This window comes from Gordonia sp. 135 (assembly GCF_009720185.1).
In the GTDB taxonomy this organism is placed as follows: domain Bacteria; phylum Actinomycetota; class Actinomycetes; order Mycobacteriales; family Mycobacteriaceae; genus Gordonia; species Gordonia alkanivorans.
This window is the reverse complement of sequence record NZ_CP046257.1, coordinates 2,377,665-2,396,400: the sequence shown is the minus strand read 5'-3', so window position 1 is coordinate 2,396,400 and position 18,736 is coordinate 2,377,665. Positions and strand designations below refer to the sequence as shown.

Genomic DNA, 18,736 nt, shown 5'->3' with positions numbered 1-18,736 from the left:
TTCCCCACCCCGAGACCGCCGCCGGCATGATTGAATTCGGCGTGCGCGTACATCATTTGATCGCAACAGCCGCAGCGGCTGTGTTCGTCGTCGGATCCGCCGGATGTTCCACCGATTCCGGCGAATCCCCGCAGCCCTCGTCCACGGCGGCAACCGAGACCACCCACGCGCCCACCGCAGCTCCGCCGGTCCCGCAGGGTTCCGACGGAATCGACATCGAACGCATCGAGTATCTCGATCCCGCCGACGCCGACCCGGCCGAGAACTGGGCCAACCTGTACCTACCCGCGGGCGACCACGGGGACGGAACCGTTCCTCTCGTCACCATCATTCACGGCGGCGGCTGGGAGAGTCGCGCCGGCGCAGAGCAGTTCGACGACATGGCCCGTGATCTCGCCGCCCGCGGACTCGCCGTCTACAACGTCGAGTATCGCCGCGTAGGCACGGGCGGCGGCTGGCCGACGACCTTCCACGACGTGGCCCGCGCACTGGACCACGTACCCGCGATTGCCGAGGCACATCCTCAACTCAGCATCGACGACGAGCTGGTGATCGGCCACAGTGCCGGTGCGCAATTGGCCGTCTGGGCAGGCACGCGACACCGCCTCGACGACGATGAAGTGGGCTCACGTCCGGCATTCGGCCCATCCCGAGTGGTTTCCATCTCCGGCCCCTTGGACATGCGTTACGCCGTGAACCACGGCAACGGACGGGTCATCAAGCAGATCCTCGGCGGCACACCGGAACAGGTGCCCGATCGGTACGCATCGGTGGACCCGATCCAGAACCTGGATCCCGCAATGCCGGTGATCCTCTTCCACGGTCTCGCCGACGACGACGTCGACCCGGACAACTCGCGGCACTACACCGCCGCAGTCCGGGCGGCGGGCGGCAGCGCCGAGTTGCACCTGGTGGCCGGCGAAACCCACACCTCGCTGGTGCATCGACGATCTCCTGCGTACGAGCAGATCCTGGACCGCCTCTCCGTCGTGGCCACGACCGACCTCGACAGGCTTCGCAGCGAGTAGGGCTCGACCGATCTGGCCGCCCCTTCGCCCCCGGGTGCGCGAGTAGGGTTGTCCCCCGGGCAGTCCTGAGGTCACGAGGACCGCAGATATGACCGGGAGGTGCAGATGGCCGCAGAATCGACCCGGCGCGGTCGAGGTAGACCACCGGGACCCCCGGTCGACCTCGACGCGCGACGGGAGATGTTGCTCGACGCCGCAGAGGCGACCATCCGCCAGTCCGGCGCCGCGGTCGGGCTCGCGGAAGTCGCCAAAGCTGCCGGCCTCACCCGCTCCGCGGTGTACGCGGCGTTCAACGACCGCGATGGGGTGGTCGACGCGCTCGCAACCAGACATGCACGACGGATTGTCGAGCGACTCACCTCGGTCGTCGGCGGAACCGCCGATCCCGCCGAACAGACGCGCGCCGCCATCGACATCCTGGCCGCCTGGTTCGACGACGAACCCCAGCTGGCCCACCTACTGACCGGACGGCTCGATCAGACGGCCGAGAACACTCCCGGTGCCATCGTCGAAACCGTCGCAGACATCCTGCGAGCCGGTTTCCGGGCGCGCGGCGCAGACGACTCCCCCGCCGAACCTTGGGCATACGCCCTCGTCGGAGCGGTTTCCTCGGCCGTCGGATGGTGGTCACGAACGCGAAGCATCCCTCGTGCCGACCTCGTCGACCACTTGCATCGACTCATCTGGTCAGGCTTCGAAGGCGCGGGAGGCGCAGCACCGAGCAGCAGACCTTGACCGACGCCCACCTAAAAGACACACTGTATTTTATGACCTCGGTGTGGACAGTCAGTCCCGAACGCGCAGCCGCCATCACCGGCGCGCGCAACTGGACGGACGTGAGAGCCGAGCATCCCGACGCCGTCGACGCGATGGCCGACGGCCTGATGCTCGGCGACGCCGCAGCCGATGCGGTGATCGCGGAGATGTATTCCGGCCGGGGTTGGGCATGGTCGGACATCACCGCGGCCCTCGACAGCCCCACCGAGATCTCCGATGCACCACCCGCATTGCGTCATTTCCTCGAGGTGGCGACGGACCTTCCCTCCTGGTTCGATCCCGCCCTCGCGCGTGCGGGTGCCGAGGCCTGGTGGCGCTTCGGGTCACTCCAGTCGAGCACGTTGTACCAGTCACTGATCTACGGATACCGGGCACGCGGATTCACCCGGCCGCTGGTCGCCACGGGCCGCTTGACCGAGGGCACCTGGGATCGCGTCGTCGCCACCGGCCGATGGGTCACCCTGGCCACCGCCCCGGGGATGATGGACCCCGGCGAACCCGGATGGTCGGAGACGCTACGAATCCGGCTGGTGCATGCGATGGTTCGGCATCACCTCCACATGCACGGCCACTGGGACGACGAGCAGTGGGGCGTCCCGATCAATCAGACCTACTCCCAATTGACCATCACCGCAGGTTTCCTCGTCTTGCCGCTGCGAGTCGCCAAAGACTTCGGAATCCATTACACGCGCGCTGACATGGAAGCGATGACCCACCTCTGGAGGTGGGTCGGCTGGGTGATGGGAATCGAGGAGCACCGACTCCCCCGCAACTTCGGCGACGCTCGCCGCACTGATCGGATCGCGCAGGACTTCCGCCTGGAACCGCCGCCGGAGTCCAGGGAACTCGTCAAAGCGCTTCTCGACGACGGCTATCGCACCAACCTCGGACTACCTGGTCCACTGAACGACATCGTCCACGTCCTGTCGCGTCCGTTCCTACGGACTCTGTTCGAATCGGTGTCCGCGAGATGGGTTGACGACGAGGTCGCCACCGCAATGGGTTTGCGCTCCACACCGATGCACCACCTCGTGACCCTGGCTCGGCCGGCAATCCGGTCCAGGGAGATCGCACGCTGGTTCGGTCTGCTCGGCTCTGAGCACGCGGTGGCCCGCCGCGAACTCCGTTTCGTCACCTCGAGATTGGGGCTCGACCTCCGCCGTATCGCCTCGAACCGTTATGACTCCGCTGACAAAGGACACCTGGAGACCGTTGCATGACCGCCACTTTCACCCTCCGGCAGAACCTCGACTGCACCCCGGAGGCCGCCTGGCATCTACTCACCGACCCTGACCAGATGTGCCGGTGGTCGACCGCGCCGATCACTCCTATCTCACTCGGCCCGCAGGATCGTCCCGACACCGCCGGTGCGCTGCGGATGGTCACGCTCCCCGGCGGAAGGATCCGGCTCCGCGAAGTCGTCGAGTACGCAGAGTTCCCACGAACCTTCCGTTACCGGGTCTACGACGGGGGTCCGCTGCTGGTGGAACATCGGGGCGAGCAGCGCGTCGTCGAGACCTCGGAGGGTGTCGAGGTGCAGTGGACGGTGGACATGACGCTCTTCCCCCGTCCGTTGTCGCATCTGATGGCTTGGCAGATCCGACGCGAGGTGCAGCGCTCGCTGACGGAGATGGAGTCGCTGGCCCGAGACCTCGACACGGCGACGCTGACCTCTCCGGACGAACTTCCCCGGAGGACCGCTCACAACCTGGACGACCTCGTCTCCTCAGCCCTCGAGATCCGTGTGTTGCAGCAGGAGATCGCCGACGAGCTCGCCGGCGCGGACGACCCCAAGCAGTGGTTCGCCAGGGTCTATCAGTACGTCACCGAAACCATGATCGAGGCGGCCACCGGAAGACTGGAACTCGGCCTCACACACCCTGATTGGGTCCTCGCCCTGATCCCGGTCTTCCACCGGTACTACGCCGGCAACCTCGACGCCTACCGCAACGGGGGTGTAGTCGAGGACGCATGGCAGGTCGCGTGGTCGACGTGCGAGATCGTCGATCCGGACCGGCCGCACGAGCCGGTCGTGAAAGGACTCCTCGCGGGAGTGGCCGCGCACATCGACGCCGACCTACCGCGTGCGCTGGCCGCGCTTCACCTGGACCGATACCCCGACCGTGACCTTCGCGAGTTCCGTCCCGATTACCTGCGACTCGCACCGGTGTTCACCGTCGCCTCCGACCGTTTGCTCGCGGATCTACCCCGTAGTCACAAGCCGTGGTGGACGAGTATCGCCGGCCGGGTCAACACCGGGATGCGCGACTCACTCCTGGCCAGGACGGGATACGACGTGTCCCGCCACCGGGTTCAAGCGTTCGAAGCGGCAGTGCAACGAGCGTCGTCGCAAACCGGGCCGGCCTAGTCGCGCTCACGTACTACTGGGCCGACATCGCCGAACTCCTGCCGGCTCTGGCGCTTCTGGTCACCTGGCGGTCGGACCACTGCGGATTCGCCGAACGCTCGAGGTCACGAACCCTCCCGGGATCGTCGCCGCTACGACGCCGCCCGAACTGCGGGCCTCAGCGACCGGTACCCGCCGTCAACTCCGGTTCGGTGGGTCGAAAGGGCTGGACGATCTCGGTTCGCCAGCCCGCCGGATCGGTGGAGGGATCACTGAAGTAGACCTCCCAGGGATCGCCGGCCTTCCCGCCGTGCTCGTTCACCCACGTCTCCAGAGCCTTGTACGCCGGCTCCATCGCGTCGTAGGGTCCGGCGTGGGTGGTGACGGCGACCTGCCCGCCCGGTAGTTCGGAGGGCCCGACGTCGCCGACCGGGTCGATCGGCGACGTCGTGGGAAACCCTGCCTCGATCTCGAATCGGCCTTCACCGAGCATGCGATAGCGAGCGAAGGGCGGCCCGGTGGGACCCGCCTGACGTTCCGACAGCACGCGATCGATGTCCCCGTAGGTCTTGTTCAGCCAGGGCCCGATCTCCTCGACTGCCAACGTGGACCTCGCAACGGCTGTCACCTGGGCGGTCCGGGACTCCTCCATGCACTTCATAGTCCTGCATTCTCACAGAATCGCTCTGCGGAGCCCCCTGTCACAGGGCCATTGGTCAACTGTTCGGGAGGTCTTGTCGACTTCGATCGCCAACGAGGACCTCAGCGACATCCCCCGGACACTCGAAATCCCGTACACCAACTGAAAATTCGGTGGGACCGAGCCCGGCCCCGCGTCACCGTTCCGACCGTTTGCGACCGGCGTCAGAACCCTCCGATGGCAGCGCCGCCGAGGACAACAGCGACAGCTTCTCCGCAAGACGTCGTGCGAGCCCACAGCTCGCGGAACCACGGGCTCACCAGGGACGATTCGCCCACCAACTCGACGAACCGTGGGTCGCCGACGTCGGTTCCTGGGGTTACGCTGAGGCATGGTCTTCCAACGCGACGTCGCACCGGGAATCCATCGCCTGGAACACGCGTACACCAACCAGTACCTGGTCGAGGACGGCGACCGACTCGTGATCGTCGACGCCGGACTGCCCCGCTCGTACGGTCCCCTGGTCGACGCGATCCACCATCTGGGCCACGACGTCGATGCGGTGTCTGCATTGATCGTCACCCACGGGCATTTCGATCATGTGGGCACCGCACGACGCCTGGCCAAGCAGTGGCGCATCCCGGTCCACATCCATCGCGACGATGTGTGGCTCGCCGCTCATCCCTATCGGTACGCGCACCAGAACGCCACGCGCGTCGGAGTTCCGCTGCGCAACCCGCCGTCGTGGAAATTGCTCAGTCGCATGGCCTTTGCCGGAGCCTTCAGGGTCCGCGGAATAGACGAAGCCCATGTGTCCGCCTTCGCCGACAACGGCGAGCTCCCGGGAGGGGCCGAGGTGATCCCGACGCCCGGGCACACCTTCGGCCACGTATCCCTCTACTTTCCCGACCGCGATGCGGTCATCGCCGGCGACGCATTGGTCACCCTCGATCCGTATACCGGGGCGCACGGGCCCCGGCTGATCGCCGGGTCGGCAACCGCCGACTTCGAGCGGAACCGTGACTCACTCGACGCACTCGCCGCCACCGGCGCGAAGTCCGTCCTGCCCGGGCATGGCGTCCCGTGGCACCACGGTGTGGCGGCGGCCGTCGAGCGCGCACGCCACACCGACAGTTGACACCGACCGGCGCCTGCGCGACTCAGCCGAGGCGTTCGTAGATCGTCGCGTTCGCGAGACCGCCTGCCTCACACATCGTCTGGAGCAGGAATCGTCCGCCCCGCTGTTCCAGCGCGTTCAGCCCGGTGGTCGCCAGGCGGGCACCGCTGGCTCCCAGCGGGTGACCGAGTGCGATCGCCCCGCCGTTGACGTTCACCTTGTCGAGGTCGACGCCGAGCTCCTGTGTCCAGGCCAGGACAACCGGAGCGAAGGCCTCGTTGACCTCGAACAGGTCGATGTCGGCGAGGTCGAGTCCGCTGCGCGCGAGCACCTTTCGGGTCGCCGGGATGATCGCGGTGAGCATGAGGAGCGGATCGTCGCCGGCGACCGCGATGGTGTGGATCCGTGCCCGCGGCCGCAACCCGAGCTCCGCCGCCTTCTCCTCGCTCATGACGAGGACGGCGGCCGAACCATCGCTGATCTGGCTGGCACTGGCGGCGGTGATCCTCCAGTCGATCTCGGGGAATCGCCGCGCGATCGCCTCGTCGTAATAGGCGGGCCGCAGGGCGGCCAGACTCTCGAGGGTGCCGCCCAACCGGATCCCCTCGTCGGCGGTCAGACCGGAGATCGGTGCGAGCTCGTCGTCGAACATCCCGTTCTTGGTCGCCTGCGCCGCCAATTCGTGTGACCGAAGGGAGAATTCTTCGATCGCGGTGCGGGCGATTCCCCACCGGGCGGCGATGAGTTCCGCGGAGATCCCCTGCCCGACGAGCCCGTCGGGATAGCGCTCGTCGAACGCGACACCGTTCAGGTCCGACGTCCCGGCCGCGGCCGAACCCATCGGCACCCGTGACATCGATTCGACCCCTGCGGCCACGACCACGTCGTAGGTGCCCGCGATGATCCCCTGGGCGGCGAATGCGATCGCCTGCTGACCGCTGCCGCACTGGCGGTCGATCGACACACCGGGCACCGACTCCGGAAGACCTGCTGCCAGCAGGGCGCGCCGTGCGATGTTGAAACTCTGCTCACCCACCTGACTGACGACTCCGGTGATCACGTCGTCGATCTCGGCCGGATCGAGGCCAGTACGGTCGACGATCGCCCGGAGGCTGTGTGCGAGTAAGTCGACCGGATGGACGTCGTGGAGCCCGCCCGACGGCTTCCCCTTGCCGATCGGCGTGCGTACCGCGTCCACGATGACTGCAGTTGCCATGTCTGACCTCCATCGGTGTCGGATCGTCGACGACGATCCCCGTGTGGCTGACTTTTGTCTGCCATAGTCAGAGGTCTACGCCCTGACTATGGACTTGTCAAGTCAGGGTAGGATGGAGCACATGATGAAGCTGGTGGGACCGCTCGCGGAACGAGATCGGTGGGAGGCGACGCATTGCTCGATCGCCAAGGCGGTCGAGCTGGTCGGTACCCGATCAGCGATCCTGATCCTGCGCGAGGCGTTCTACGGCGCGACCCGGTTCGACCAGTTCGCCCGCCGGGTCGGCATCACCGATGCGGTCGCGTCGGCCCGGTTGAAAGAGCTGACCGAGGCGGGCGTCTTCTCGAAGGTCCCCTATCAGGAGCCTGGCCAGCGGGTCCGTTACGAGTATCTGCTCACCGACATGGGCCGCGACCTGTTCCCGGTCGTCATGTCGCTGATGCAGTGGGGAAACGAGCATCTCCAGCCCGACGGCGCACCGCTCACGATCACCGACGCATCCCGGAATCCGGTTCGCGTCGGGGTGGTGACCGGCGAGCAGAAGACCCTCGACCCCGAGGATGTCGAGGTGAGGGTCAACCGCTCGCGGCGATGAGTACCCGATCACGGATTCGTCGGAAGACGAATCCACCTGCTAGTCTCGGGCTCACGTTCACGCGGTGCTGTAACCCGCTTGTCGAACCAGAGGCCGGGGCGCTTACAGGAACCCCCGGTCTTGTCCAAACTTCCGCGGGTTCCGGCGAACTACTTCGCTGCCGTGCGCCGCAGCTTGGTGTTGACGAATTCGCCCAGGCCCCAACGTCCGAGTTCGCGGCCGTAGCCCGACCGCTTGACGCCGCCGAACGGCAGACCCGGCAGCGTGGTGCCGTGCTCGTTCACGTAGGCCATACCCACTTCGAGTCGGTCGGCGACCTCCTCGGCTTTCGCGGTGTCGGTGCTCCACACCGAACCGCTCAGACCGAACTCGACGTCATTGGCCAATGCGACGGCCTCGTCGGCCGAGGACACCTTGTAGACCATGGCCACCGGGCCGAAGATCTCCTCGGCGTAGGCATCCATGTCCGGAGTGATATCGGTCAGCACGGTCGGCTGGAAAAAGGCACCGTCACGATCGAGCGCGGCGCCGCCGGTCCGCAGCGTCGCACCCTGGTCCACCGCGGTCTTGACCTGGTCGGCGACGGTGTCGCGTGCCGAGATCGACGACAGCGGTCCCATGCGCGTCGACGAATCGCCCGGGTCCCCCACCGTCGTCGCCTCGAACTTCTCGACCAGCCCTTGCACGAAGTCGTCGTAGAGCTCGTCGAGCACGATAAATCGCTTCGGCGAGTTGCAGGCCTGGCCCGCGTTGGACAGCCGGGCCCGCGCGGCGATCGTAGTGGTCCGGGCCATGTCAGCGGAGTCGAGCAGGATGAACGGGTCCGAGCCGCCCAGCTCGAGGACCGACTTCTTGAGATTCTCGGCGGCGACCTTGGCCACCGCGGCGCCGGCACCCTCACTGCCGGTCAACGACACCCCGCGGATGGCCGGATGCGCCAAGAGCTCCGCGACCTGGTTGCTGCTCGCGTACACGTTCGCATACACGTCCTGCGGCACCCCGGCATCGTGCAGGATCTCCGCCATCAACGCCGACGACGCCGCGCAGATCGACGCATGCTTGAGGACGATCGTGTTGCCGGCCAGCAGGTTCGGAGCTGCGAACCGGGCCACCTGGTAGTACGGGTAGTTCCACGGCATCACACCGAGCAGCGGCCCGATCGGCGCCGTCTGCACGATCGACGACTCGGCGCCCTGCGGATCGAGTTCCTCGCTGACCAGCAGGTCCGGGCCATGGTCGGCGTACCAGCGATAGATGTCGGCGGCGAGCTGCACTTCACCTGCCGCCTCCTTGGCCGGTTTGCCCATCTCGGTCGTGATCGTCGACGCCAGCTCGTCCGCACGCTGCTCGTACAGATCCGCGGTCCGGGACAGGATGGCCGCACGCTCCGCGACCTGGGTGCGCCGCCAGCTCTCGAAAGCTTCGAGCGACCGTGCCGCGAGCCCGTCGATCTCGTTGTCGGCGAGACCGGGGAACTCCCGGTCGGTGACGCCAGTGGTGGGATTCGCGGTGACGTAGGTGCTCACTGAGAACCGTCCTTCCGATGTCGGTGGTTCAGATCGGCCGCGTTGATGAGCCCACTCGATGGGGCCGGCCCTGGTCACGAACGGGTACCCGCGCGATCTCGACGCAAACACGAGCACCAGGGTCCACTCCAGACGGTCGTGCTAGTCCGTTCGGACGATATTCGGCGAAGCTCAGGTGGCGGACACGCGGACACTCGTCCAATACCTCGGCGGGTCGGCGGCGTCTAGTACATGATTGAGCGGATATCGCCGACGCGGAGCGTGGGGGCGCACCGTCGGAAAGCAGTAGGGGGAGAAATGTCGATCTGGCAGAGAGCCGTCGTACTCGCGTGCGTGGGCGTCGTCGTCATGACCGCGAGCCTGGCCGTCCGAGGATCGGTCGCCGCGGCGCCGAGCACTACGCCGAGTCGTGAGGTGACGCGCGTGCTGTCGGTGTCGCCGACGACGCCCACGCGTTCGACCGTGACGGTCTACTCGGCCGCCATGGAGCGACCCGTTCGGGTGAGCGTGCTGCTCCCCCGAGATCGTGAGAAGCCCCGCCCGACTCTGTACCTTCTCGACGGGATCGACGGCGGCATCTACACCAACTACACGCAGAGCGGCTGGACGTTCCAGACCGACATCGTGAAGTTCATGGAAGACAAACCGGTCAACGTCGTCATGCCCATCGGCGGCATGGCCGCGTACTACACCGACTGGCAGAAGACCGATCCTGTTCTGGGACGGAACAAATGGGAGACGTTCCTGACCGAGGAACTGCCCCCGCTGATGGACAAGCGCTTCAACGGCAACGGTCGCAATGTCATCGGCGGACTGTCGATGGGCGCTCTGGGCGCGATGTCGATCGCCGTCCGCCATCCCGACCTCTATCGCGGTGTCGCGGCGTTCAGCGGTTGCCTCGACCAGGGTTCACCCGAATACCGTCAGGCCACGGCCGCGTCGGTGTCGACCCGCGGCGGTAACCCCGACAACATGTGGGGACCGGTGGGCCACTCGACGTGGGACGACCACAACCCGGCCGCTCATGTGGAGGTACTGAAGGGCAAGCCGATGTACGTCGCCGTCGGCAACGGATTGCCCGATCCATCGCTGGGCATCGCCGGCCTCGCCTCCCCGGTGGGCGGTGTTCTCGAAGGTGTCGTTCTCCAGTGCACGCAGAGTTTCAAGCGTCGGGCCGACGCGGCGGGCGTGAAGGTCACCTACGACTTCAGGTCCGGACTGCACTCCTGGGGCTACTGGAACCAAGACCTCCACCGTGCGTGGCCGACCATCGCCAAGGGCCTCGGCGTCCGACGCTGACCGTATCCGACCAGCGCCGTGCGTGGGACGTGCTCCTCGCGCCCCGTCCCACGCACAGGTGCGCCTATCCGGCGGTGAGGGCCGCGGCTCGTCGGGATCGGCTGCGGACCGGCCGGTGCACTCCCGCCGGCGCTTCCTGGATGTCGAGCGTCCGGCGAGCCACGTCGAGGTGATGGCGGGCGATCCCCAACGCGGCGTGGTAGCCGACCCGGAACTCACTGTCATCGGGGTCGGCGGCCCACCGACCCTCTCGCTCGAGCCGGTCTGCCAGTCCCTGGATGATGTCGAAGTCCCGGCGCAGACCCCCTGAGTACACAGCTGCGCCGACGAACGCGTCGGGACGGAGAGACTCGGTCGTGATCTCGTCGAGGACGCAGACACGTGCAAACGTCATGCCCGCCCGGAATCCGCGAAGGAGCTCCGACTGCGGCCGCTCGACCGCGGCCAGCGTCGAGAAACGGTCGTGGAGATACGTGAGAACCTCTGCGAGGCGCGTGTTCTGATCCACGTCATCCCACATTCTTCCGTTTTCGGATGATCGAGCTGTCTTCACTCGCACGCTTCTTCTCGCGTCGCAATTTCAACTCTTGGCGGCGTTTTTTCGAACTGGAATTCTTCTCTGCCATGATTCCTCGCTGACATGAATGATGAAGTGGGGTTGGGCACCCACTCACCTCCGTGACCATAGCCCAGAAAAAATAAAAGTCCAGTCGCCGAATCTGCTGCTGAACAGCAGATCTCACAGACCGGTCGCCCGGGGTCGGCGCCGACTGGCTTTTATATTTTTTTCGGCTAGAGTCCGTGACACCGGCCCGACAGGCCGGTTTTCAGTGAAAGGGAGAGTCGCCGTGCAAGCGGTTGTCATGGAATGTCGTATCCGAGTCTGCGCATCGAAGAGTCGGGTGAGGAAATTTCTCGACCAGGCGTCGTCGCGCGCATTCAACGCTTTTCCGAAATCGGTGAAGTCTTCGCTTGTCGTCGAGGATTCCGACTCTCTGCTCCTGCGCCGGCAGTGGCATCGGGAAAACGATGTCGACGACTTCGGCGTGCCGGTGGGCAAGGACGCCTGTTTCGCGTTCGCGGATCCGTCGGGCCGGCTCACCGCATCGAAGTTGGAAAGCCTGTCGCGGGACATTCTCGGCGATCTCGAGCTCGATCCGTGGGACTCGAGTTCGGGGGTCGGATCGCCCGCGGGCGGGGCAGCCGAGTCGGTGCCCTGGATTCTGACCCTCAGCACCGACCTGGACCACATCGCGCGTGCGGAGATCGCGGCACGCCATCCGATGCTCGAGCTCCGCGCGAGGCCCCTGATCGCGACGTCCTGACCGGGACGTCAACACTCTCTTGCCACTGAAGCAGAGGAAGCAACGATGACCACCGCAACACCTGCCCCGAGGGCCCGCCTGACCCGACATCTGCTGGAGCGCGAACTGGCCGCCGAGATCCGCGATCGAGCCGTCGTCAGTGCCGAGGTCCTCGATCACCGCGCCGCCGGCGATCTGGACAACAACGACGCCTACCACCGCGCCCTGGCGCGCCTCGAGACCCTCGACCGGCATCTCGCACAGCTGTATGCCGCCCTGTCCACGGCAGACGCCGAACCGGCAGCGGACGGCACCGTGCAGGTCGGCTCGGTCGTCACGGTCGTCTTCGATGACGATCCGACCGACGTCACCACCTTCCTGGTGGGACCTCCGGAGCAGTATGCCCTGCTGGGGATGGACGTCTGTTCACCCGACTCACCGCTCGGACGTGCGGTGCTGGGCGCCGACGTCGGCGATGTTCGGACCTATCGGCTGCCCAACGGGCAGGAGAGCACGGTAGCGGTGAAAGACCACCGGATCGAGCTTCTCTGACGCAGCGTGGCCGTGTGCTCGCGGTCGCGCCCGTCCGGCGGCGCCCCGATGAGGGCCGGCGCACGACCGGCAGAGGTCTCGTCGAGCGACCTTCGGCCGTCCGCGCTTCCGACTCGGAACCCGACGGCGACTGCCGATGTCCTCGTCATCGGACGACCGGGCGCGTTGACCACCAGGCTGTGCCGAACCCTCCGCAACCACGGGTTGAGCATCGAGGTCGTGGACCTCGGGTTCGATGGCCCGGGGGTTCGCGATGACCGCTACGACCCTGTCCCGGCGCGGCGCATACCGGTCGGGGCGAGGTCGTGCATCGCCGTGCTGGGTCGCGCGCCACGGCCGCGGCGCAGATGGTGGGACTGGCGTGGCCGTCGGCTCGAACGGCGGCAGGAGGACGAACTGACAGACGCCGTGCTGACTGCCGCGTCCAACGCCCGCAGGCTCGGTTTGCTCGTGGTCGCCGAGGCATCAACACCGGGTGAGACCGAGGTCGCACGAGAGCGTGCCCGACACGTCGCGCGTGTCGCAGGCTACGAGGCCGCCGTCAATGGAAACGCTCTGACCTCGGCTTTCTATCTTGTGACGAGCGCGTCGGATTGCGCCCCCGAGAACTTCCCGGCGATCGTCGCCTGGGCGCGGCGCCGAGTGGATTTATAGATACTTCCTGCCGCTCGATAGGCTGCGGGGTGGTGACCCGGTTCAGGGTGCACCGGCGTTCCCTGGAGAAATCGAAAAGGAAGTGGTGGCCACCGTGGTCGTGCTCGACGAGAAGATCAGCGATCTGTACGAACAGGTGATTACCCGCAATCCCGGGGAGGCCGAGTTCCATCAGGCCGTTCGTGAGGTCTTCGACAGCCTCGGACCCGTCCTGGCCAAGCACCCGCACTACGCCGACGCCGGCATCATCAAGCGTCTGACCGAACCGGAGCGGCAGATCATCTTCCGCGTGCCGTGGATCGACGACCAGAACCAGGTACAGGTCAACCGCGGATTCCGCGTCGAGTTCAACTCGGCGCTCGGCCCCTACAAGGGCGGCCTCCGCTTCCACCCCAGCGTCTACCTCGGCGTGGTCAAGTTCCTCGGCTTCGAGCAGATCTTCAAGAACGCACTGACCGGCCTGCCGATCGGTGGCGGCAAGGGTGGCTCGGACTTCGACCCCAAGGGCAAGTCGGATCTCGAGATCATGCGGTTCTGCCAGTCCTTCATGACCGAGCTCTACCGCCACATCGGTGAGTACACCGACGTTCCCGCCGGTGACATCGGCGTGGGCGGCCGCGAGATCGGTTACCTGTTCGGCCAGTACAAGCGCATCACCAACCGATACGAGTCCGGTGTCCTGACCGGCAAGGGACTCGCCTGGGGCGGGTCGCAGGTGCGCACCGAGGCCACCGGCTACGGCGCGGTCTTCTTCGTTCGCGACATGCTCGCCGCAGTGGACGACAAACTCGACGGCAAGACGGTTGTCGTGTCCGGCTCGGGGAACGTCGCCATCTATGCCATCGAGAAGATCCAGCAGCTCGGTGGCCGCGTCGTCGCCTGCTCGGACTCGAGCGGTTACGTCGTCGACGAAGCGGGCATCGACCTGGAACTCCTCAAGGAGATCAAGAACGTCCAGCGGGGTCGCATCGGCGACTACGTGAACGCCCGCCCCTCGGCGCGGTTCGTCACCAAAGGCTCGCTGTGGAACGTGCCCACAGACATCGCGATCCCGTGCGCGACGCAGAACGAACTGAACGGCGCCGACGCCGCACAGCTGGTCAAGAACGGGGTCCGCATCGTCGCCGAGGGCGCGAACATGCCCTGCACCCCCGAGGCCGTACGCATCTTCGGCGAAGCGGGCGTCAGCTTCGCGCCCGGTAAGGCGGCGAACGCCGGCGGCGTGGCCACGAGCGCACTCGAGATGCAGCAGAATGCATCTCGCGACTCGTGGAGCTTCGGCTACACCGAGGAGCGCCTCTCCGAGATCATGACCTCCATCCACGATCACTGCCTGCACACCGCCGAGGAGTACGGCGCTCCCGGCAACTACGTGATGGGCGCGAACATCGCGGGCTTCACCCAGGTGGCCGATGCGATGCTGGCTCTCGGTCTGATCTGACCCGGACCGGCCGCTGGTTCGCGAGCTCACCCGCGAACCGGCGGCTTCTTCGACGGCGCTGTCGGCCGCGCGGACTATTGACACCTCGGTGACCACGGGTTTCACTTGGCCAACTCACAGGTCGGCGCGATTGGCAGGTCCCACATGCACATCGAGGTCTCTCCACTTCACCGTCACCCCGTCGCGCGGCTGCGATCCGGGCCCGTTGCCGTGGTCCTCGCAATGGTCGCGGCGCTCGCCCTCACCGTCGGCATCGCCCCGAGAGCAGCGGCGGCCCCGGGGAGTACAACCGGTTTCGACCTTCCGTTCTCGGGCGCTCCGGCCTTCGAGCGCGTCGCGCCACCCAAGCTCACCGACCCGTCGCAATTGAACCGACCACTCGGTCCCGCGGCCGCCGATCGGGTGGCCGCCGCCATCGGTTTGTCGCCGAAAGATGCACTGTCCGAACAGCAGTACCGTGCACTCCTCACCGGCGGCGGTATCGGCGGCAGCCGCGACGCCGCCAAGATCATCGACGCCTGCCTGCTCATCCTGACGAACACCACCGGTCGCCCGATGTTCGGCGACTCCGTCGTCGGCAGCTACGGCCTGTACGTCGACGCGCAGGGCATGCTGCAGAGTCCCGCGAACGCGAGTGCGCCCACGCGACAGGTCAATTCGCTGATCGCCCCCGGGGGCTACGTCGGTACGTGGCTGCGGAACAACGGAGCGACCGACAGCCTGATTGCGCTCTATCGGTCGGCGTACACCATCGAGGTCCCATTCGGCTTTGTCGCGCAACAGATGTCGGGAACCGCGCAGCTGGTGACGAACACCAAGGCCGGGTTGACGAGCACCGTCGGCATGTCGATGGCTCCCCCGCTCTGGATCGTGAACTTCGCGCTGCTCTACATCGTCAAACCGTCGCTGGCTGCCGCGATGCCCGCCTACTGGGCGCCCATCCCGCAGCCGGTGGCCGCCGCGATCACGGCGAGTCCCGACGGCCAGGTGCCCTACAGCAAGTACGCCTCGTACTTCGAGTGAGTCGGTTCGCCAGTACTCGAACCGCAGTACGCCGACGGGTACTCAATTCGTAGTAGATGTGCCCGCGTTCGCGATGAGGGTCGTGGCGACCTCCCGGCCGAGCGTCGACTTCCGTAACGGGTTGTCCCGCAGACGCATCGCGAGTTCGCCGGTGACGACGACGAGGATCTGTTCGGCGAGGTGGTCCGGGTCCGCGCACGGCACTCGTGCGGCGAGATCGCGCAGCGTCTCGCGCATGTAGTCGGTGTCGCGCGAGACCGCCTCGGCGATCTCGGCCGGCGGGTCGGACATCTCGGCCGCGGTTCCGAGAAACGCGCACCATCGCGCGCCGTCCGGCCGCGCGGCGAACTCGTCGATGGCGTCGAAGATGGCGAGCAGTCGGCCCTCGCCGTCGGCCGCGGCGGCGATCGCGCTCCCCCATGTCTCGCGCCAGCGTTCGTGTCGTCGTTCGAGCGAGGCGGCGACGAGCGCCTCCTTGCTGCGGTAACCCCTGTACAGCGTCGCGGCCGACACACCCGCACGCGCGAGGATGGCGTCGACGGGTGTCGTCTCGATTCCACGCGAGAACACCAGGTCATCAACTGCGTCGAGCAGTTTCTCCTCGGAGCTCTTGCGCACCGGCATGGTCATCAGCCTAGTATCGAAAATATGAAACGCGCGTTTTCGTTTGGTCTGGATCGCGAATGGCTGGTCATCGTGACCGGTATCGCGTTCATCGCCGCGACCTACGGGCTGGTGCGACTCGCCTATGGACTGTTCCTGCCCGACATCCAGACAGACCTGGCCCTCGACTCGGCCGGGGCGGGATACATCTCCGCGGGATCGTCGCTGGTCTACTGCCTGGCCGCGCTGTGCGGATTCCTCTTCGGACGACAGTGCCCGCGCATGTTGATCGTCGTCGCCACGGCGACCGCGGCCGGCGGTGTCTGGGGTATGGCCGCAGCGGCGCATCTGGTTGTCTTCGGACTCTGTGCCGTGATCGCGTCGGTCGGGGCAGGCCTGGCGTCGCCCGCGATGGTGAGTGTCGTCAGGCGCAACATCGACGCGAAGCGCATCGATCGGGCGCAGTCGATGGTCAATTCCGGCACCGGCCCCGGCCTTGTCGGCGCCGGCTTGCTGGCGCTGCTGTTCCTCCCCGGATGGCGACTCACCTGGGCCGTCATCGGCGTGATCACCGTGCTCATCGCGATCGCTCTCCTGACGGCCGACCGGCCCGATCCCGCCGATCGGAACGAGCAAGGAAATGCCATGTCCGCGGACTGGGTCCGTCGTCACCGAACGGCACTGACCGCCGCAGTCCTGTTGGGCGGGGCGTCGAGCGCCATGTGGACGTACGGCCGTGCGATCCTCGTCGACACCGGCGGATCATCCCAACGTGGCACGATCATCGCGTGGATCATGATCGGAATCGGCGGCGCCGCAGTGGCTCTCACCGCCACACCGTTGGCGAGGTGGTCGGCGACCTCGGCGTGGACACTCAGCTGCGGAACGATGACGGTCGGGATTCTCCTGGTCGCCGCTGCTCCGGGACAGATGGCGGTCACGCTCGTCGGCTGCCTCTTCTTCGGGTGGGGTTTCACCTCGGCGACATCCGCGCTCATCGCCTGGACCTCGACCATCGATGCGGCACGATCGGCTGCGGGTACCGCACTCCTGTTCATCGCGTTGATGTTCGGGCAGGCAGTGGGTGCCATCGCCCTCGGTGCCACTATCACCGCCGCGGGTTACGGGCTCGCCTTCGTCGTGGCCGCGGTGTTGTCGAGTGCGTCCATCGCCGTGTCCGCACTCGACCGCACCGGTCACCGGGTGCCCGCGGACCGCGCGGACCACTCAGGCGAACCAGGACATGAACCGTCCGCGGGACCAGCACCGGCCGACCGCGTCGCCGGCGACATCGAAGCGCGGCAATGTGGTTGACGGCTCGAACACGGTCAGCCCGATGATGCTGTGCCCAGACGCCGGACGATCCCCGAGGGCCGGAATGGTGGGCGCGACCCCGACCCCTTCGACCGACACCCAGGCAGTCCTCTCGCCGAGGAGAGCTCCTCCAACGCATGCACGAATCGGCGTCGTCTCTCCGGCGAGAACCCCGACAGCGACCAGGCGGTGATGACCAGAGGCAGCGCCCGATCCGGGACACACGAGACCGCATCCGACAGCGTCATGATCGGATCTCCCGAAATCTGTTGCGGTGGAGATGATTCTGCGTGATCGAGCTCGTCGTCGAGATCAGCCCTACGCGCTCGGCGGCGCAGCGTCGGGCCGCCTCGGCGATCGCGGGATAGAGGACCGCGTACCGCCCGGTGTGATCTGAGTGCTTCACCGAGACCATCAGGGAGAGCCCCATCTGACGCGACTCCCCCGGACGCTCGTGCCGACCGCTCCGCCAGCGTCGCGAAGGCCGTCCGCAGCTCTTTCGGGCCGATCACCTCGACATCGGCATCGAATCGCGCGAGCGAAGCGCACAGACCGACAGCGATCCTCGACGTCGCCGTGCAGTACACCGACGCATGACGCTCACGCCTGCTGTCGCTTTATCATCTCGGTGATCCAGGTGGGCGCGAACGGTGAGATACATCCGGGTGACGTGGGGTAGTCCTCGAGGACCCTCAGGCGCTCACCGATGGAGATGGCGCGCGCCCGGTATCCGGGGTGTTCGATGCCGATCGTCGCCAAACAGGTGTTCATCGCCCACTGCAGGCGGTCCGGGGCGTCCCGCATCTCCGATTCGATGATGTCGAGAAGCCCGACGAGGTCGAGTCCGTCGGGCTTCTTGGCCACCCGTTCGGTGGTGAGGACCCAGCCGGCGCTGCGCGCGGCCTCGTCCGCGTCGTCCATCCACGCGACGCGCAGTTCTTCCCTGTGCGGGTTCTTCTTCACGACGTAACCGACGAGCCAGTCGTGCACCTTCGGGCGACCGGCCTCGCGCACCATCGTGTCGAGCTGCGCGACGTCGAAGGCCTTCGGTCGGCAGATGAGCACTGCGACCAGTCGAGCGGCCGTGTCACCGGTAGCCCACAACGCCGAAGCGAGGTCGTGCTGGGTCTTCAGACGTTTGGCGACGGCCCGCAGCTTGGTCAGATTGACGCCGTGGTCGTCTCCGTGCCTCTCGTTGACCGCGCGGATCTTCGGGTCCTCGAGTTCGGCGAGTTCCGCGAGTACCCGGGCGACGGCAGCCTCGGTGTCGGCGGTTTCGGTCACGACGTCTCCGGTCTCC

The 18,736-nt window shown here is 66.6% G+C and carries 19 protein-coding genes; 12 read left to right on the top strand and 7 right to left on the bottom strand.

The window, feature by feature from the left end:
* Nucleotides 1-26: 26 nt before the first annotated feature.
* From GKZ92_RS10770 to GKZ92_RS10755, 4 genes are all read left to right on the top strand, one after another.
* Nucleotides 27-1,028 (top strand): alpha/beta hydrolase, encoded by a 1,002-nt coding sequence (locus GKZ92_RS10770; RefSeq protein ID WP_006357554.1) that lies wholly within the window; start codon nt 27-29, stop codon nt 1,026-1,028.
* A 105-nt stretch (nt 1,029-1,133) separates the two neighbouring features.
* Entirely contained in the window at nt 1,134-1,763 is a 630-nt protein-coding gene (locus GKZ92_RS10765) for a TetR/AcrR family transcriptional regulator (protein ID WP_035752350.1), read from the top strand.
* 32 nt (nt 1,764-1,795) lie between these two features.
* Nucleotides 1,796-3,025, top strand: a complete 1,230-nt coding sequence (locus tag GKZ92_RS10760; protein WP_035752347.1) for an oxygenase MpaB family protein — start codon at nt 1,796-1,798, stop codon at nt 3,023-3,025.
* Nucleotides 3,022-4,173: an SRPBCC family protein gene (locus tag GKZ92_RS10755; RefSeq protein ID WP_035752344.1), complete on the top strand. Its 1,152-nt coding sequence runs from the start codon at nt 3,022-3,024 to the stop codon at nt 4,171-4,173. Before GKZ92_RS10760 ends, GKZ92_RS10755 begins: the two co-directional genes overlap by 4 nt.
* 157 nt (nt 4,174-4,330) lie before the next feature.
* On the opposite strand, the gene GKZ92_RS10750 is transcribed toward GKZ92_RS10755, so the two are convergent.
* Nucleotides 4,331-4,804: a GyrI-like domain-containing protein gene (locus tag GKZ92_RS10750; protein WP_230461931.1), complete on the bottom strand. Its 474-nt coding sequence runs from the start codon at nt 4,802-4,804 to the stop codon at nt 4,331-4,333.
* 379 nt (nt 4,805-5,183) lie between these two features.
* Between GKZ92_RS10750 and GKZ92_RS10740 the strand changes: the two genes are divergently transcribed.
* A complete protein-coding gene (locus tag GKZ92_RS10740; RefSeq protein ID WP_035752339.1) occupies nt 5,184-5,930 on the top strand; it encodes an MBL fold metallo-hydrolase in 747 nt (248 codons plus the stop codon).
* Between the two features lie 22 nt (nt 5,931-5,952).
* Here the strand turns inward: GKZ92_RS10740 and GKZ92_RS10735 are convergent, their stop codons facing one another.
* On the bottom strand, nt 5,953-7,125 hold the full coding sequence (locus GKZ92_RS10735; RefSeq protein ID WP_006357548.1) for an acetyl-CoA C-acyltransferase: 1,173 nt from the start codon (nt 7,123-7,125) through the stop codon (nt 5,953-5,955).
* A gap of 121 nt (nt 7,126-7,246) precedes the next feature.
* Here GKZ92_RS10735 and GKZ92_RS10730 point away from each other — a divergent pair, with 121 nt between their 5' ends.
* The gene (locus GKZ92_RS10730) at nt 7,247-7,720 is read left to right on the top strand and encodes a winged helix-turn-helix transcriptional regulator (RefSeq protein WP_035752544.1); all 474 of its coding nucleotides are present in this window, start codon (nt 7,247-7,249) and stop codon (nt 7,718-7,720) included.
* 149 nt (nt 7,721-7,869) lie between these two features.
* On the opposite strand, the gene GKZ92_RS10725 is transcribed toward GKZ92_RS10730, so the two are convergent.
* Nucleotides 7,870-9,246 carry an NAD-dependent succinate-semialdehyde dehydrogenase gene (locus GKZ92_RS10725; protein WP_155225240.1) on the bottom strand — a complete coding sequence of 459 codons (1,377 nt, stop codon included), beginning with the start codon at nt 9,244-9,246 and terminating at the stop codon, nt 7,870-7,872.
* A 297-nt stretch (nt 9,247-9,543) separates the two neighbouring features.
* Between GKZ92_RS10725 and GKZ92_RS10720 the strand changes: the two genes are divergently transcribed.
* The gene (locus GKZ92_RS10720; RefSeq protein ID WP_035752334.1) at nt 9,544-10,545 is read left to right on the top strand and encodes an alpha/beta hydrolase; all 1,002 of its coding nucleotides are present in this window, start codon (nt 9,544-9,546) and stop codon (nt 10,543-10,545) included.
* Nucleotides 10,546-10,609: 64 nt separating this feature from the next.
* Here the strand turns inward: GKZ92_RS10720 and GKZ92_RS10715 are convergent, their stop codons facing one another.
* Nucleotides 10,610-11,053, bottom strand: coding sequence for a hypothetical protein (locus GKZ92_RS10715; RefSeq protein WP_230461930.1), 444 nt, complete (start codon nt 11,051-11,053; stop codon nt 10,610-10,612).
* Between the two features lie 451 nt (nt 11,054-11,504).
* Here GKZ92_RS10715 and GKZ92_RS10710 point away from each other — a divergent pair, with 451 nt between their 5' ends.
* The 4 genes from GKZ92_RS10710 (at nt 11,505) to GKZ92_RS10695 (ending at nt 15,519) form a co-directional block, all read left to right on the top strand.
* Nucleotides 11,505-11,870, top strand: coding sequence for a hypothetical protein (locus tag GKZ92_RS10710; protein ID WP_006357543.1), 366 nt, complete (start codon nt 11,505-11,507; stop codon nt 11,868-11,870).
* A gap of 45 nt (nt 11,871-11,915) precedes the next feature.
* Complete coding sequence (locus tag GKZ92_RS10705; RefSeq protein ID WP_035752330.1) at nt 11,916-12,401, top strand: GreA/GreB family elongation factor; 486 nt, start codon at nt 11,916-11,918, stop codon at nt 12,399-12,401.
* Nucleotides 12,402-13,137: 736 nt separating this feature from the next.
* Entirely contained in the window at nt 13,138-14,496 is a 1,359-nt protein-coding gene (gene gdhA, locus GKZ92_RS10700; protein WP_006357540.1) for an NADP-specific glutamate dehydrogenase, read from the top strand.
* Between the two features lie 144 nt (nt 14,497-14,640).
* Nucleotides 14,641-15,519, top strand: coding sequence for a hypothetical protein (locus tag GKZ92_RS10695; RefSeq protein ID WP_075863417.1), 879 nt, complete (start codon nt 14,641-14,643; stop codon nt 15,517-15,519).
* 42 nt (nt 15,520-15,561) lie between these two features.
* On the opposite strand, the gene GKZ92_RS10690 is transcribed toward GKZ92_RS10695, so the two are convergent.
* A complete protein-coding gene (locus GKZ92_RS10690) occupies nt 15,562-16,143 on the bottom strand; it encodes a TetR/AcrR family transcriptional regulator (protein WP_035752543.1) in 582 nt (193 codons plus the stop codon).
* A 24-nt stretch (nt 16,144-16,167) separates the two neighbouring features.
* On the opposite strand from GKZ92_RS10690, the gene GKZ92_RS10685 reads away from it, so the two are divergent.
* Entirely contained in the window at nt 16,168-17,436 is a 1,269-nt protein-coding gene (locus GKZ92_RS10685) for an MFS transporter (protein ID WP_155225239.1), read from the top strand.
* A gap of 14 nt (nt 17,437-17,450) precedes the next feature.
* On the opposite strand, the gene GKZ92_RS10680 is transcribed toward GKZ92_RS10685, so the two are convergent.
* Both GKZ92_RS10680 and GKZ92_RS10675 read right to left on the bottom strand, forming a co-directional pair.
* Entirely contained in the window at nt 17,451-17,948 is a 498-nt protein-coding gene (locus tag GKZ92_RS10680) for a DUF2332 family protein (protein ID WP_230461929.1), read from the bottom strand.
* Between the two features lie 88 nt (nt 17,949-18,036).
* Entirely contained in the window at nt 18,037-18,720 is a 684-nt protein-coding gene (locus GKZ92_RS10675) for a DNA alkylation repair protein (RefSeq protein ID WP_040003991.1), read from the bottom strand.
* Nucleotides 18,721-18,736: the final 16 nt, after the last annotated feature.